The 14,634-nt window shown below is 58.4% G+C and carries 17 protein-coding genes and 1 tRNA gene; 3 read left to right on the top strand and 15 right to left on the bottom strand.

Annotated elements, in window-relative coordinates; genetic code table 11:
• Window positions 1-373: 373 nt before the first annotated feature.
• From tsf to QNI81_RS06930, 5 genes are all read right to left on the bottom strand, one after another.
• Window positions 374-1,249 (bottom strand): translation elongation factor Ts, encoded by an 876-nt coding sequence (gene tsf / locus QNI81_RS06910; protein ID WP_009178823.1) that lies wholly within the window; start codon window positions 1,247-1,249, stop codon window positions 374-376.
• Between the two features lie 80 nt (window positions 1,250-1,329).
• The gene (gene rpsB / locus QNI81_RS06915) at window positions 1,330-2,100 is read right to left on the bottom strand and encodes a 30S ribosomal protein S2 (protein WP_009179269.1); all 771 of its coding nucleotides are present in this window, start codon (window positions 2,098-2,100) and stop codon (window positions 1,330-1,332) included.
• A gap of 169 nt (window positions 2,101-2,269) precedes the next feature.
• On the bottom strand, window positions 2,270-3,121 hold the full coding sequence (gene olsA, locus QNI81_RS06920; protein ID WP_283967790.1) for a lyso-ornithine lipid O-acyltransferase: 852 nt from the start codon (window positions 3,119-3,121) through the stop codon (window positions 2,270-2,272).
• Window positions 3,118-3,879: an L-ornithine N(alpha)-acyltransferase gene (gene olsB, locus QNI81_RS06925; protein WP_283967791.1), complete on the bottom strand. Its 762-nt coding sequence runs from the start codon at window positions 3,877-3,879 to the stop codon at window positions 3,118-3,120. Before olsB ends, olsA begins: the two co-directional genes overlap by 4 nt.
• Window positions 3,880-3,987: 108 nt before the next feature.
• Window positions 3,988-4,170, bottom strand: a complete 183-nt coding sequence (locus QNI81_RS06930) for a DUF3553 domain-containing protein (RefSeq protein ID WP_005615470.1) — start codon at window positions 4,168-4,170, stop codon at window positions 3,988-3,990.
• A gap of 29 nt (window positions 4,171-4,199) precedes the next feature.
• On the opposite strand from QNI81_RS06930, the gene QNI81_RS06935 reads away from it, so the two are divergent.
• Window positions 4,200-4,796 carry a histidine phosphotransferase family protein gene (locus tag QNI81_RS06935; RefSeq protein WP_283967792.1) on the top strand — a complete coding sequence of 199 codons (597 nt, stop codon included), beginning with the start codon at window positions 4,200-4,202 and terminating at the stop codon, window positions 4,794-4,796.
• A 64-nt stretch (window positions 4,797-4,860) separates the two neighbouring features.
• Here QNI81_RS06935 and QNI81_RS06940 read toward each other — a convergent pair whose 3' ends face one another.
• The 7 genes from QNI81_RS06940 to QNI81_RS06970 all read right to left on the bottom strand — a co-directional run bounded on the left by QNI81_RS06940 (window position 4,861) and on the right by QNI81_RS06970 (window position 11,286).
• Window positions 4,861-6,126, bottom strand: a complete 1,266-nt coding sequence (locus QNI81_RS06940) for a glutamate-5-semialdehyde dehydrogenase (protein ID WP_283967793.1) — start codon at window positions 6,124-6,126, stop codon at window positions 4,861-4,863.
• Window positions 6,127-6,216: 90 nt separating this feature from the next.
• Complete coding sequence (gene proB / locus QNI81_RS06945) at window positions 6,217-7,323, bottom strand: glutamate 5-kinase (protein ID WP_283967794.1); 1,107 nt, start codon at window positions 7,321-7,323, stop codon at window positions 6,217-6,219.
• The gene (gene obgE / locus QNI81_RS06950) at window positions 7,311-8,357 is read right to left on the bottom strand and encodes a GTPase ObgE (RefSeq protein WP_110363725.1); all 1,047 of its coding nucleotides are present in this window, start codon (window positions 8,355-8,357) and stop codon (window positions 7,311-7,313) included. The genes proB and obgE overlap by 13 nt, the downstream gene beginning before the upstream one ends.
• 165 nt (window positions 8,358-8,522) lie before the next feature.
• The gene (locus tag QNI81_RS06955) at window positions 8,523-9,059 is read right to left on the bottom strand and encodes a GNAT family N-acetyltransferase (protein WP_005611264.1); all 537 of its coding nucleotides are present in this window, start codon (window positions 9,057-9,059) and stop codon (window positions 8,523-8,525) included.
• Window positions 9,060-9,286: 227 nt separating this feature from the next.
• The gene (rpmA, locus tag QNI81_RS06960; protein ID WP_005611266.1) at window positions 9,287-9,556 is read right to left on the bottom strand and encodes a 50S ribosomal protein L27; all 270 of its coding nucleotides are present in this window, start codon (window positions 9,554-9,556) and stop codon (window positions 9,287-9,289) included.
• Between the two features lie 12 nt (window positions 9,557-9,568).
• Window positions 9,569-10,177, bottom strand: coding sequence for a 50S ribosomal protein L21 (locus QNI81_RS06965; RefSeq protein ID WP_009179145.1), 609 nt, complete (start codon window positions 10,175-10,177; stop codon window positions 9,569-9,571).
• 233 nt (window positions 10,178-10,410) lie between these two features.
• Window positions 10,411-11,286, bottom strand: coding sequence for a DUF2059 domain-containing protein (locus tag QNI81_RS06970; protein WP_110363723.1), 876 nt, complete (start codon window positions 11,284-11,286; stop codon window positions 10,411-10,413).
• 120 nt (window positions 11,287-11,406) lie between these two features.
• Here QNI81_RS06970 and QNI81_RS06975 point away from each other — a divergent pair.
• Window positions 11,407-11,496 (top strand) — tRNA-Ser (locus QNI81_RS06975).
• 121 nt (window positions 11,497-11,617) lie between these two features.
• A complete protein-coding gene (locus QNI81_RS06980) occupies window positions 11,618-12,031 on the top strand; it encodes a DUF1801 domain-containing protein (protein ID WP_283967795.1) in 414 nt (137 codons plus the stop codon).
• Between the two features lie 67 nt (window positions 12,032-12,098).
• Here the strand turns inward: QNI81_RS06980 and QNI81_RS06985 are convergent, their stop codons facing one another.
• Genes QNI81_RS06985 through QNI81_RS06995 form a run of 3 tightly spaced genes read right to left on the bottom strand, consistent with a single transcriptional unit; the run spans window position 12,099 to window position 14,419 of the window.
• The gene (locus QNI81_RS06985; protein WP_110363719.1) at window positions 12,099-13,157 is read right to left on the bottom strand and encodes a dihydropteroate synthase; all 1,059 of its coding nucleotides are present in this window, start codon (window positions 13,155-13,157) and stop codon (window positions 12,099-12,101) included.
• 3 nt (window positions 13,158-13,160) lie between these two features.
• On the bottom strand, window positions 13,161-14,093 hold the full coding sequence (locus QNI81_RS06990) for a methylenetetrahydrofolate reductase (RefSeq protein ID WP_065329440.1): 933 nt from the start codon (window positions 14,091-14,093) through the stop codon (window positions 13,161-13,163).
• Window positions 14,094-14,122: 29 nt separating this feature from the next.
• Entirely contained in the window at window positions 14,123-14,419 is a 297-nt protein-coding gene (locus tag QNI81_RS06995; RefSeq protein ID WP_065324023.1) for a virulence factor, read from the bottom strand.
• Between the last annotated feature and the right edge of the window lie 215 nt (window positions 14,420-14,634).

The following is a 14,634-nucleotide window of genomic DNA, read 5'->3' on the forward strand; positions in this document are numbered from 1 at the left end:
GCAACACAGGCATGACAATTTGATGTGCAAAAGATGTAGTAACCCTCTCTAATGGTAAGGAAAAGCTGACTTTACGGAAAGTTCTCTAACCCTCAGGATAGCGACGTTCCGTGAGTGGTGGCTAAGCCTGGGAACTTTGGGAAACGACCCCTGATATTGACAGGGCTCTCTGACCTGTCCGGTTATTGGTGTGTATTTTTCCGCACCGATGACCGGAACCAACTCTTTTCAAACAGATATTCTCTGCTTCGTGACAACCGCAGCCAGCGCAGTTGCAGCGTCCATTTTTGCATCTCACACAAAAACGCCCCCGAAGCCAGACAGGCGACGGGGGCGTTTGGTATTTCTTGCTGAGCAATACGCGCTAAGGCGATTAGCCCTGAGCGGCTTTGGCCACTTCGGCTGCGAAGTCTTCTTTTTCGACTTCGATGCCTTCGCCAACTTCTACACGGATGAAGCCGGTGATGGTGGCGCCCGCTTCCTTGGCTGCGGCTTCCACGGTCAGGTCCGGGTTCACCACGAACTGCTGGTTCAGCAGGGTGGATTCAGCAACGAATTTCTTCATGCGACCGTCGATCATCTTCTCGATGACCTGCTCAGGCTTGCCGGATTCACGGGCGATGTCGATTTGAACCTGACGCTCTTTTTCGACGATGGCCGGATCCAGATCGGCCTCAGAGAGAGCGGCCGGGTTCACAGCTGCGATGTGCATCGCGACCTGCTTGCCAATCGCCTCATCGCCACCGGTCATTGCAACCAGAACGCCGATTTTGCCCATGCCGTCGGCAGCTGCGTTGTGCACGTAGGACACAACGGTCTCGCCTTCCAGCTTCGCCATGCGGCGCAGGGTCATGTTCTCGCCGATCGTGGCGATCTTGTCGGTCAGGGTGGTGGCAACGGTTTTGCCGCCCAGATCCGCTTCTGCCAGCTCTTCAACGGTGTTCACGGACAGGGCTGCTTTGGCAATGCCAGCAACCATTGTCTGGAACTCGCCGTTTTTCGCAACGAAGTCGGTTTCGGAGTTCACCTCAACAGCAACACCTTTGCCGCCATCGACGACCACGGCCACGAGGCCTTCTGCGGCGGTACGGCCGGATTTCTTGGCCGCTTTTGCGAGGCCCTTGGTGCGCAGCCAGTCAACGGCAGCTTCCATGTCGCCGTCGTTTTCGACCAGTGCTTTTTTCGCGTCCATCATGCCTGCGCCGGTGGATTCGCGCAGTTCTTTCACCATTGCTGCAGTGATTGCCATCTTAGGCTCTCCTCAAGTCAAATGCGGTTTGGGGCAGGTCTACCCTGCCCCACATGTCAAATCGATGACACGCTGTCAGATCAGGCGTCAGCTGCTTCTTCAGCGACGGCTTCCTCGACAGGTGCTTCTTCCAGAGCACCGAGGTCAACACCGGCAGCGCCGAGCTGAGCGGACATGCCGTCCAGTGCTGCACGTGCAACCAGATCGCAGTAGAGCGAGATCGCGCGCGCTGCGTCATCGTTGCCCGGGATGATGTAGTCTACACCATCGGGGGAGCAGTTGGTGTCGACAATCGCCACAACCGGAATACCCAGTTTGTTGGCTTCTGCGATGGCCAGTGCTTCTTTTTTCACGTCGATGACGAACAGCAGGTCAGGAACGCCGCCCATGTCACGGATACCGCCGAGAGACGCTTGCAGCTTCTCTTGGTCACGCTCCATGCCCAGACGCTCTTTCTTGGTCAGGCCTTCGGCACCCGCAGCCATACGCTCGTCGATTTCCTTCAGGCGGTTGATCGACTGGGAAACGGTTTTCCAGTTGGTCAGCGTGCCACCGAGCCAGCGGTGGTTCATGTAGTACTGAGCGGATTTCTCTGCGGCTTCTGCGATCGGCGCTGCCGCCTGACGCTTGGTACCAACGAAGAGAACGCGGCCACCTTTGGCAACGGTGTCACGGATCGCGGTCAGAGCCTGATCCAACATCGGAACAGTCTGCGTGAGGTCCATGATGTGGATGCCGTTGCGCGCGCCGTAGATGAACGGCCCCATGCGGGGGTTCCAACGCTGAGTCTGGTGACCAAAGTGAACGCCAGCTTCCAGCAGCTGACGCATGGTGAACTCGGGAAGAGCCATGCTATTCTTTCCTTTCCGGTTTTATCCTCAGCGGGGGTTCAGACACATATGTGTCCAACCGGCGGTCTGTCAGGGATGTCTCCCCTGAACAGGCCAAACCCCGCCTGCGGGTTCGATGGCGCGCGTATAAGGCAGCTTCGCACACAGCGCAAGCGCAAAAGCGCGTCCCTCACCCATCAAGCAGCGGTTCGCCCTTCGCCGTGAGTGTATCATGCCCCTCGCGAACGATCTCTTCGCAATGAGCGGCCAACGCCTTGCGATTTGAAAAATCGGCAACGCGGACCGGCGCATGGTAACGCAGCTCTACTCTGCCCTGTGTCTCTGCGGACAGCACTTTCAGGAGATGCGAGCCAAAATCCATATCGCCCCACCAGCCGTAAAAACGCGGCTCTCGGCCTTTGGGGGCGTGAAACACCACAGAGACCGGCTGCACATATAATAGATCCCGTAGGTCTTCCTCAAAGAGCGATGCAAACAGTGTGGTCTTGAACGGCAAGACCCGCCGCCCATCGGTGGAGGTTCCCTCTGGGAAAAACAGCAGCTTGTGACCCGCTTTCAACCGCTCCGCAAAGAGCGCTTTTTGCTCACTGGCCTTGGCGCGGTTTCGCTCAATAAACACCGTACCCGTCGCCCGTGCCAGCCAGCCAATACCGGGCCAGCCTGCGACTTCGGACTTTGAAACAAAATAGATCCGTTTTTTGGCATTGAGCGCAAAAATATCGAGCCACGAGGAATGATTTGCCACAACGATGCCGGGTTCACGCATCTGCGCCCCCGTTGCGCTGAACCCCATGCCCAGAATGCGAAACGCGTTTCGGCAGACAAACATCGTTATATAAGGGGTCACGGGGCGTTTCACGCCACACAGCGGCCTTTCAAACAGCCGCACCAACAAAAGAAGCGCAAGGCAGCCAAAGACCAACGTCGCCAGTACCGCTCCGCGCAGCCCGACCCTGACCCATCCCATCGCAGAGATACGGATCTGCTCAGGTGGTGTTTCACTGTGCCAGCTGACACTCATCCGGTGGTGGTTCCACGCGTGTAAATACGGCTCTGGCGTTCATTCATCCGTGCCGTATCGAGGATCAAACAGACATCCGTTGTGTTAAATTCATGATCCACATAAGCGCCATCGCCAACGAAACCGCCAAGCCTCAGATAGGCCTTGATCAGCGCAGGTGTCTCCAGCATCGCGGTGCGGCGATCAATCTGATCGGCCCCCAGCAGATCCATCGACTGGTAGACTTTTGACTTTACGCGCAAATCTTCGGGCGCGAGGTGGTTGGCGTGGAGCATCGACAAGGGTTGCCGAAGCGACGACGCGTCGGTGCCATGAAAGGAAGCCACCCCAAATAGCACGTCAATTTCATGGTCCGCGACATAGGCCGCAAGCCCGTTCCAGAGGTGAAACATCGCCATGCCGCCGCGATAGTCAGCATGTAGACAAGACCGCCCCAACTCCAGCAGTTTACGACCGGATTGGCGCAGCGGTGTGAGGTCATATTCATCTTCGGAATAAAACCGCCCCAAACGTTCCGCCTGATCGCTACGCAAAAGCCGGTAAACACCGACCACTTCTCCAGAGGTATCGTCGCTGACCAGCATGTGATCGAAGTATGGATCAAACTGGTCCTGCTCGAGGCCCGCATCATGATCCACCAGATCGCCACTGCCGCCAAGCTCGCGCACGAACACCTCATAGCGCAGAGCTTGCGCCGCTCTTAGATCTTCATCGGTTTCCGCCATCCGCACGGAAAACTGTGGCGCGCCATCGTGCATGGTTCTGCTCTACCCTTGATTTGTGGCGGGCAAATAGCCCATAGGCATATTCGCGCGCAAGTTTTATGCACACTTGTATGCGTTTGGTTAACCTTTCATAAACCGTTTTTACGGATCAAAGACTGGAACAAGGGCAATACGCGCGCCGTCAAAGACGACTTTGCCCTGGTCGGGAAAATTGACAGTGATCTTGCCGCCCACGTTTGACTGTACTTGCCCCAAGCCCCAGTCCGGGTGGTTGGGATGTCGGACAAACATGCCGGGTGCCAGGATCGCATTGAGGTCATTCATAGTTTGAGTGGCCCTATTGGAGGAAAGTTATGAGTGTAGATAACGCCAATCTGGCCGCATTGGTAGGCTCACGAATTTGCCACGATCTGATCAGCCCTGTCGGGGCGATTAACAACGGTCTGGAACTGCTCGGCATGTCCAACTCGTTAGAAGGTCCCGAGCTGGAGCTGATCTCCGACAGTGTGAACAACGCCAACGCCCGTATTCGCTTTTTCCGCGTGGCCTTTGGTTCTGCGGGCGAACAGGAGCTTGGCCGGATGGAAATCATGAGCGTGCTCGGTGATGTCAGCAAAGGTGGGCGCATCAAATATAACTGGTCCTCGCAAGAGGCGGCAGCGCGGCGCGATGTCCGTATGGCGTTTCTCGCCGGTCTCTGCCTTGAGAGTGCGCTCCCCTATGGCGGCACCATCCAGATCCTACGAAGCACCGACGGCTGGACCGTGACCGGCGAAGGTCGCAAGATCAATGTCGACGAAGATCTTTGGTCGGGTCTTGCGTCAGACACACCCAAGTTCGAGATTACCCCGGCACTGGTGCAATTCGCGCTGCTGCCCGAAGCGGCCAAAGAAGCCGGTCGTCAGTTGTCGTTCAGCCAATCGGCAGAGAAGATCTCGATCAGCTTCTAAACGATCCTGATTGCACTATAAAAAACGCCGCTGATCATCTCAGCGGCGTTTCTTATTTGCGGGACTATTTGCGCACGGTGCCGTCGCCGCGCACCAGATATTTGAAACTGGTCAGCTGCGTCGCCCCGACCGGACCACGGGCATGCATCTTGCCGGTGGCAATGCCGATCTCCGCCCCCATGCCGAACTCGCCGCCATCGGCAAACTGGGTGGAGGCATTGTGCATCAGGATCGCGCTGTCCAGCTCTGCGAAGAACTGCGCCACGGCTGCGTCATCCTCGGTAATGATGCAATCGGTGTGGGCCGAGTGATAGGTGCGGATATGGGCAATCGCCTCGTCGATGCTTGCCACCTTCTTGGCAGCGATAATCGCATCAAGGTATTCCTTGCCCCAATCCTCGGACGTGGCGACCTGCATGCTGTCCGGGCCGGGCAAGCCCTCTTCGGCGTGGATTTCGACCCCGCCCATGGCGAGCAGGTCCAGCACATCCTTGCCGATGGTTTCGGCCACATCCTGATGGATCAGCAGGCATTCCGCAGCACCGCAGATGCCGGTGCGCCGGGTCTTGGCGTTCAGGACCACATCGATCGCCTTTTTGCGGTCGGCGTGTTTGTCGATGTAGATGTGTACGATGCCCTCAAGATGGGCAAAGACCGGCACGCGGGCCTCGCGCTGCACCAGCCCCACCAGCCCCTTGCCGCCACGCGGAACGATCACATCCACATAGTCGGTCATGGTCAAAAGCTCCTGCACCGCCGCACGATCACGGGTCGGCACCAGTTGCACGGCGTCCTCGGGCAAACCTGCACTTCGCAGCCCGGCGGCCAGACAGCCATGGATCGCCTGCGCTGAACACAGGCTCTCAGAGCCGCCGCGCAGGATCACCGCGTTGCCGGATTTGAGGCACAGCGCGCCCGCGTCCGCTGTCACATTAGGGCGGCTTTCATAGATCACGCCGATCACCCCAAGCGGTGTGCGCACGCGTTGGATACGCAGGCCGGTGGGCTGCGTCCATTCTTCCATCACCGCGCCGACGGGGTCATCCTGCGCCGCAACAGCGCGCAACCCATCGACGATGCCCTGAATACGCGCCTCATCCAGCATCAGCCGGTCCATCATCGCGGAGGACAGGCCTTTTTCGCGGCCAAACTCCAGATCCTTGGCATTGGCAGCGATAATGTCTTCGCGCTTGGCCCAGACCTCATCTGCGGCAGCGTTCAACGCCTGTGCTTTCTGTGCCGCGCTGGCGGTGGCGAGCTGTTGCGCAGCCGCTTTGGCGCGCGTGCCGATGTCTGTCATCAGCGCGGGAATATTTTCCAGATCTTTCATGTCTTTGCCCTTTGCTTCCCCAGGCGGGGTCCGAGCCGCACCGCCACATCACGCGGCGGCGGGAAATCTCGCATGCTCAGAATGACAGGATCAAAGCGCCATGTCATCCCGATGGATCAAGGCTGCGCGCCCCGCATAACCGAGGATGTCCTCGATATCAGCGGAGCGATGCCCCTGGATGGCGCGGGCTTCCTCTGCCGTGTACCGGCTAAGCCCCTGCCCCAGTTTGCGCCCGTCTGGGCCGAGGATGGCCAGCGGATCCCCGCGGCCAAAGTCACCCTCCACATGACGCACCCCTGCGGGCAGCAGACTGTTTCCATTTTGCAGCGCCTTGGCGGCGCCCTCGTCCACGGTGATCACACCGCGGGTCTTCATTGCGGCGATCCAGCGTTTGCGCGCCACCTGCGGGTCCCCTTGGGCGGTGAACCACGTCGAGGGCGCACCCGCCTCAAGCGCAGCAACCGGCGACATCACCGATCCTTCGGTGATCGCCATGGCACAGCCCGCAGCGGTCGCCATCTTGGCTGCCAGCAGTTTGGTGATCATACCGCCCTTGGACAGGCCAGAGACCCCGTCACCCGCCATCGCCTCAATTTGGGGCGTGATGGTTTCGATGCGATCAAACCGCTTGGCGTGGGGATCAAGCGCCGGATTGGCGCTGTAGAACCCGTCCACATCCGACAGCAGGATCAAGACATCCGCCTCCACCGTCACCGCGACCTGCGCCGCAAGGCGATCATTGTCGCCATAGCGGATCTCGTCGGTGGCGATGGTGTCGTTTTCATTGACGATGGGCACCGCGCCCAGCCCGATCAGCGTCTCCAGCGTGGCGCGGGAATTGAGGTAACGGCGGCGGTTTTCGCTGTCCTCCAGCGTCACCAGCACCTGCGCGGTGGTTATGCCATGCGGGGCCAGCGCCTCTTCATAGGCGCGCGCGAGGCGGATTTGGCCCACGGCAGCGGCGGCCTGCGATTGCTCCAGCGGCAGATCCGCACGCGGCAGACCCAATGCACCGCGCCCCAGCGCAATCGACCCCGAAGACACGAGGATCACATCCTTGCCCTGCTCTTTCAGGCGCGCAACATCCTGCGCCAGTGACAGGAGCCAGTCCTGCCGCAACGCGCCGCTGGCGCGATCCACCAGCAGCGCAGAGCCGATCTTGATGACGACGCGACGCGCCGTGTTTAGGGCTGCCAAGGGGTGTCCTCCTCCTCGGACGCCTCCGCCTGTTTGATCCGCAGGCGGTCATCGTCGATCTCGGCCCGTACGGCCCGCAGCACCTCGTCAAGACCCTCGCGGCTGACGCTGGACATGATCCGCACCGGTGCGCCCACCTCAGCCTCAAGCGCGGCACGCGCCTCGGCACGTTCCTCATCATCCAGCGCGTCGATCTTGTTCAGCGCCGTCACCCGGGGCTTATTGGCAAGCTCACCGCCATAGGCCTCAAGCTCGTTGATGATGGTTCGGTAGTCCTCGGCCACGGTTTCAGATGTGCCGTCGACCAGATGCAGCAACACCGCGCAGCGTTCCACATGGCCAAGGAAGCGGTCACCGATGCCACGGCCCTCGTGTGCGCCTTCGATCAGGCCGGGAATATCCGCCATCACGAATTCAGTGTTATCAATCCCCACCACCCCGAGGTTCGGGTGCAATGTGGTGAAGGGATAATCTGCAATCTTTGGCCGCGCGTTAGACGTCGACGACAGGAACGTCGACTTGCCCGCGTTCGGCAAGCCCAAAAGTCCCGCATCCGCGATCAGCTTCAGCCGCAGCCAGATTGTGCGCTCAACACATTCCTGACCGGAATTCGCCCGCCGAGGGGCTTGGTTGGTGGAGGACTTAAAATGCAGGTTTCCAAAGCCACCATTCCCGCCCTTGGCCAGCAGCACGCGCTCGCCGACTTCGGTGAGGTCGGCCAGAACTGTTTCTTCGTCCTCGTCGAGGATCTCCGTGCCCACAGGAACCCGCAAAATAATATCGTCACCGTCCTTGCCGGAGCGCTGACGCCCCATGCCGGACTGGCCGTTTTTTGCAAAGAAATGCTGCTGGTAGCGGAAATCGATGAGCGTGTTCAGCCCATCCACGGCCTCGGCCCAGACCGAGCCGCCCTTGCCGCCGTCACCGCCATCGGGGCCACCGTATTCGATGTATTTCTCACGCCGGAAACTGACGCAACCGTTCCCGCCGGCGCCGGAGCGAATGTAGACCTTTGCCAGATCGAGGAATTTCATGAGTAAGCCTCTGTGTTCGAGTTGGATCGCCAATACTTTAATTCAGGGGATGGCTCAACCCTGCGTCTGTTGTTCTGCCTGCATGGCCGATCTGCGGGACGAGACACAAAAACGCGGACCCGTCCGATGGCGCGCCCGCGAGTGGTGTTGCCTTTGATCTCTGGATCAGAGCTTGCGGCTGTAGGTCCATGTTGGAACATTGGCATCGCGCGCAACGCAGAAATCCTCTGCATCGCCAAGATACTCGAACCCGCAATGCGCAAGCACCCGCGCCGACGCCGGGTTGTCCTGAAACACGCTTGCAAACATCGTTGCATCACCCAAGGGGTTGGCCTCTACCAGCAACTGAACAGCCATCGACGCAAGCCCCGTATTCCAGAACGGCGGCGCGACCCAATAGCCAACCTCGGACTGGTTGCGATCCATGGATTTCAGCGAGATCACCCCCATCAGCTCCGGGCTGCCATCCTTGGTGCCATCCATCGCCCAGATGAACTCCCCCTGCTCGGCCTCAATGCCGCGTTTGACATAGGCCTCAGCCGCGCCCGGCGGATAGGGATGCGGGATCGGCGCGGTCATCTTTGCGATGCGCGCATCTCCGGCGTAGTGTTCAATCAGACCCGCATCCGACGGACGCAAAGGCCGCAGATCAAAGCGATCTGCCTCAATGATGGCTTGCTGATCCGTTTGGTCCAAACCCATAACCACGCTCCTCCTCAAGAAACTCAAACTTCGGCAAATACACTCAGGTATTCTGGGGACTTGTACTCCTCCATCCCCTTGCCGATGAGATGGGAAGTGTCGGAATAGGAAACAAGTCACGTTTTCACGCACTTGCGTTACGATCCGACAGATCCATCCAAAAACGAAAAGAGGGACCGGTCTTTTAACCGATCCCCCTGAAGATTTTATTACCCTTTGGGTTCGGTTTACTCAGCGGCCTCCGCCGCCGGGAGAACCGAAATAAAGGTGCGGCCTTTGAGGCCCTTGTGGAAGGTCACGTTGCCGTTGGCGGTCGCAAAGATGGTGTGATCTTTGCCAATACCAACGCCTTCGCCCGGCCAGAACTTGGTGCCGCGCTGACGCACGATGATGTTGCCCGCGATTGCAGACTGACCACCATAAAGTTTCACGCCAAGACGACGACCTGCGGAGTCGCGACCGTTACGGGACGAACCGCCAGCTTTTTTATGTGCCATTCTTGTCTCTCCTTAGCCTTGAGCCAGCTCTTTGGCCTGCTCAACCCACTCGGGTTTGATCTTGACGGCGTCGATACCAGCAATATCCGCTTCGGACAAGGCTGCGATCTGAGCGAAGGTGGTGAGGCCAGCGGCCTCCAGCTTCTTGGCGGCGGCAGGGCCAACACCGGTCAGCTGGGTCAGATCGTCGGAACCAGCAGCAGCTGCGGGTGCAGCAGCTTTGGCAGCCTTGGCTTTCGGCGCGGCTTTCGCAGCAGGAGCTGCATCGCCTTTACCGGTTGCCACTTTCACGCCGGAGGCATCCGCACCAGAGGACAGGATCTCGGTGATCTTGACCAGGGTCAGCTTCTGACGGTGACCGACAGTACGCTTGGATGAGTGCTTACGACGACGTTTGACGAACTTGATGACCTTGTCACCTTTGATCTGTTCGACCACTTCCGCCTGCACGGCAGCGCCGGACACAAACGGAGCACCAACGACGGGGGCATCGCCACCGATCATCAGAACGTCATTGAATTGAACGGTTTCGCCAGCGTCTGCAGCCAGTTTTTCCACGCGGAGCATATCGCCCGCCTGAACTTTGTACTGCTTGCCGCCGGTCTTAAGGACTGCGAACATTTCAGTCTTTCCTTTTCTACCCGCGTCCTTCGGTCCCCTTTCGGGCGTTTGCGACGGGGCCTCGCCCCCTCACCTCGAACAGCGCGCCCCTTGTGCGGGACGGTATGACAATAAAACCCCGGCGCGGAGAGTCCGGGCCGGGATGCGGGCTTTTGACCTTACTGAGATAAGAAGTCAACCCTCGAGCGCAGGCTCAGATCAAAAATATCCACAGCCGCTGGCCGGATGGGACATCAAAGCTCCTGTACGGGCTGCAAGTCCCGCATACGGTGCGCGAGTTCCTCAAAGCGATTGGCCTGAATTTCATATTGGATCGCATTCAGAAGTTCATAGACCTCCTGCATCAGCGGGTTTTCCAGCGCTTTGACATAGGCCGCGACCTCATCGGTCGTAAAGTCGCGATATATATATGCGGATTGTGCAAGGCTCGATGCTGCCATCTGACGCCGCATCTCGCCTTCTTGCGCTTTCATAAGCGCACGCAACCCATCAGCATCGACCTGCATATCTATGACGCCTGCGGCTGACGCTGCCATCAAAAAGCGGAACTGGATTTCCTGCACCGCGCGAATGGCGGTTTCGGTGCCGCCAATGGCCACATTCATATCCCGATACAGCGTGACCCTCGGGTCGCCCTCTGCCACCAGCTTGCTGACGATGCGCTCGCCGGCCTCCACGGTGCCAGCGCCGTCTTCATTCATATGAGAGGCATTTTCGACCTCGACCAGACGCTGTCCTAAATCGCTGGCATAAAACTCAGCTGCAAAAAATAGGGCATCGGAGGAGAGCGTTTCTTCCAGAATATCCAGTGCGGTGGCCTGCATCTTGTTTGTGTCAAAGACCTCAGCCGTGAGACGCTCCCACTCCAGTCCAAAATCACCTGCATCGGCGCCCAGAATTTTAGGCGCATCCCCCGCCGATTGCGCAATGCTATCAAGCGCGACGTCAAACCCCGTCACCTCAAGGAAGGCTTTGATCTGCGCCCGGTCTGCCGCCTCTGCCTTCGCGGGGTGCAGAACCACGATACTAAGTGCGGCAACAAAGATCCCTTTCAACAGGGCTGTCACAAATGCGGCGGGGCGCAGCGGCGCTGAAATCGGTTTGATCATAGTGCAAATGTAGGGGCAGAAACCCTAACCGCAAACCAAAATTCGACTTTCTTGAACGAACTGTGAAATCGCCCCTTGCACGCGGCGAAAATCACCTTTAAACGCCCTCACACCCCCCGCGGAGAGGTGCCGGAGTGGTCGAACGGGGCGGTCTCGAAAACCGTTGTGCCTTCACGGGCACCCAGGGTTCGAATCCCTGTCTCTCCGCCATTTACTCCCTGGATATTTCGCTAAAACGTGCGGGCCGTGCCCTGCTAACAGCTTCGTTGCCTTCAGAAATATCACCCCATAGGGTCGCAGCGTAGTTGTTAAGCGCTGAAAGGGCATCAAAATGACGCGCGCCTCCCCCGCATTTGCAAGCGATGACATCGCGTCCGCATTCGCCGCGTTTCCTGAACCAGAGCGAACTGGACTGCTGTCGTTACGCAGCCTGATCTTTGAAACCGCCGCAAAGACACCGGCAGTTGGCCGCCTGAGTGAAGCGCTGAAATGGGGGCAACCCGCCTATCTGACGCCCGAGACCAAGTCGGGCTCGACGATCCGATTGGGTATCCCCAAGTCTGGCGGTTTTGCCATTTACACCCATTGCCAGACAACGCTTCTGACGGATTTTCAAATCCTGTTCCCGGATGATTTCCAATATGAAGGCAACCGCGCGCTCCATTTTTGCGCAGGTGACGGTCTCCCCTTGGATAAACTGGAAATCTTGGTGCGTAATGCTCTGACCTATCACCTGAAAAAGTAATGCAATTCAAAGGCATTAACAGAAAAAGCCGGGCAAGTGCCCGGCTTCATTTGCGCGAACGGATGCGTCATGCGCGGCGGCGGCGACCTCCACCGCGACGGCCACGACCTTCCCCCTCGCCTTCAGCAGAAGGTGCTTTGTTGAATTTGATCCAATCCCCCCCGTGCGGGTCGTTATTGGTCAGAAGATTGGCGGCGCGGATGGCCTCCATTTCCTTGCCTGCGCGCGGCTGCGTGGAGCCAAGGCCAAACATGGTCACAAAGGTCTCATCATCCATACCTTCGGGCAAGATGATACCGGCGGCGGCCACTTGTTCTTTTTTCTCGGCAATCGCCTTTTGCGTTACTGGCAACGCCACCGGGTTCATGATCGCAGAGGTCATGCCCGCACCCATGGCCATCGGCAGGAACGCATTGTTGATGCCGTGACGGTTGGGCAAGCCAAATGACACATTCGATGCACCACAGGTGGTGTTCACGCCCAGCTCTTCACGCAGTTTGCGCACGAGCGCAAACACCTGCTGACCTGCCGTGGCCATCGCACCAATCGGCATGACCAGCGGGTCGACCACAATGTCATGGGCTGGAATACCAAAATCGGCTGCTCGCTCGACAATTTTCTTTGCCACTGCAAAACGCACCTCTGGATCTTCAGAGATACCGGTATCGTCATTGGAGATCGCGACCACCGGCACATTGTACTTCTTAACCAGTGGCAGAACCAGTTCCAGACGCTCTTCCTCGCCAGTGACGGAGTTCAAGAGCGGGCGCCCCTCTGCTGCAGCCAGACCAGCCTCCAGCGCGCCCGGCACCGAAGAGTCGATGCAGAGCGGAATATCCACAAGCCCCTGCACCAGCTCGACGATTTTGGTCATCAGCGGCGGCTCGGTCTCATTGGGGTTCGGGTTGGAGTTGTAAACAACACCCGCATTGATATCGAGGATATTGGCCCCTGCCATCACCTGCGCCAACGCGTCTTTTTCAACGGTTGAGAAGTCGCCCGCTTCAAGCTCCGCAGCCAGTTTCTTACGGCCGGTCGGATTGATGCGTTCGCCGATCACGCAGAAGGGTTCATCAAAGCCCAGAACAGCAGTTTTTGTCTTAGATTCTACGACAGTACGGGTCATGGTTTATCCTTGCTGTTGAGCGGGGCGTGCAGACTCGCCGCCGTTGTTGATGGCCCAGGTGGCGTTGGTCTTGATACCACCAAGGGGGAAGAAGTGGACGTTGGTGATGTTAAAGTCAGGGTTTGCAGCCTTGTGGGCGGCAAGCTCGGTCAGAACATCGGTCGGCTCATAAGGTAGCATCAGCTTGGTGACGTCCATGGCACGTTTCTGCAGCACCTTGAGCGAGGGGCCCACACCGCAGGCAATCGCAAATTTGATCAGCGTCTGCAGCTTCGCAGGACCGGCGATGCCGATGTGAATCGGCAGATCGACGCCTGCCTCCTTGAGACCATTGGCCCATGCGATAATGGGCTTGGCCTCAAAGGCGAATTGGGTCGCCAGAGCCATTTTAGCATCGGTGCGCTCAGAGAATTTCTGTTTCCACTGAAGTGCTTCGGAGACGTTCTTCATAGATCCATCGGGGTCGATGTCTTTATTGCCCTCAGGATGGCCTGCAACATGAAGATTGGTGAATCCTGCCTTGTCGAACAGGCCCGTTTCCAACAGTTGCATGGAGCTGTCGAAGGCTCCGTGAGGTTTCGCCACACCGCCAGCAAGCATCAGCGCTTGTTTGACATCGGCCTCGCCCTGATACCGCGCAATCCAATCGGCCAGTGTCGCCTCGTCCTTGATGATCCGCGCGGGAAAATGCGGCATCACAGGAAAGCCTTCGTCATTCAGGCGCTTGGCGGTGGCGACCATGTCCTCAATCGGGGTCCCTTCGATATGCGCGATGTAAACGCGGGTGCCCGCTGGCAGCAGCTCGCGGAAATCCTCGACCTTTTGCGCCGTGCGCGGCATCACTTCGATCGAATAATCCTGCAAGAACGCCTCGACTTCCGGGTTTACAGTGACCTCAGTCTCAGTCGCGCGTTTTTTGAAGTTCAGCAAAGCCATGGCGGCCTCCCATAATCCGTTGAGGGCTGTCATGCCCAGCCATCGTTTGCGATCAGCGCCTTGAGCCGCTCTTGATCGTATTCCTCCTCCAGACGCGCGGCCTGAGAGTCAGCAATGTCACCGGGCTCACCCTCAACGCTGAACGGCGCGGCCTTGCGCCACTCCGCCAGATAGGCGTCGCTGTCCTTGGCGTTCACCTTCATGGCTGCGCGATCAATCGCTTGCTCAAACCGTTCTTCGAGCTGACGTTTGGCACCGCGCCGCCCCTTGCCCACAATGACCTGAGCCGGGATGTCGCGCCAGTATACGATGGTGACGTCGGGCATTGCCGTTCCTCTCATTCCGTCTGTCGTACTGCGTTTCTAGTCTGACGTTTCGCGTCCGGTACGTCGGATTTCGACAACAAAGATGGGAGGAGCGACGTTTACGACTTTTGCGCAGGGTTCTGTCCCTTTGATCGCAGATTGCAAATTTTGGAATTGCCACGCACCGCGCACATCCAGCTTTCCCACTATTGAACCGATACAGTCCCTTGCAGTGA

This window comes from Tritonibacter sp. AK171 (genome assembly GCF_030127025.1).
In the GTDB taxonomy this organism is placed as follows: domain Bacteria; phylum Pseudomonadota; class Alphaproteobacteria; order Rhodobacterales; family Rhodobacteraceae; genus Epibacterium; species Epibacterium mobile.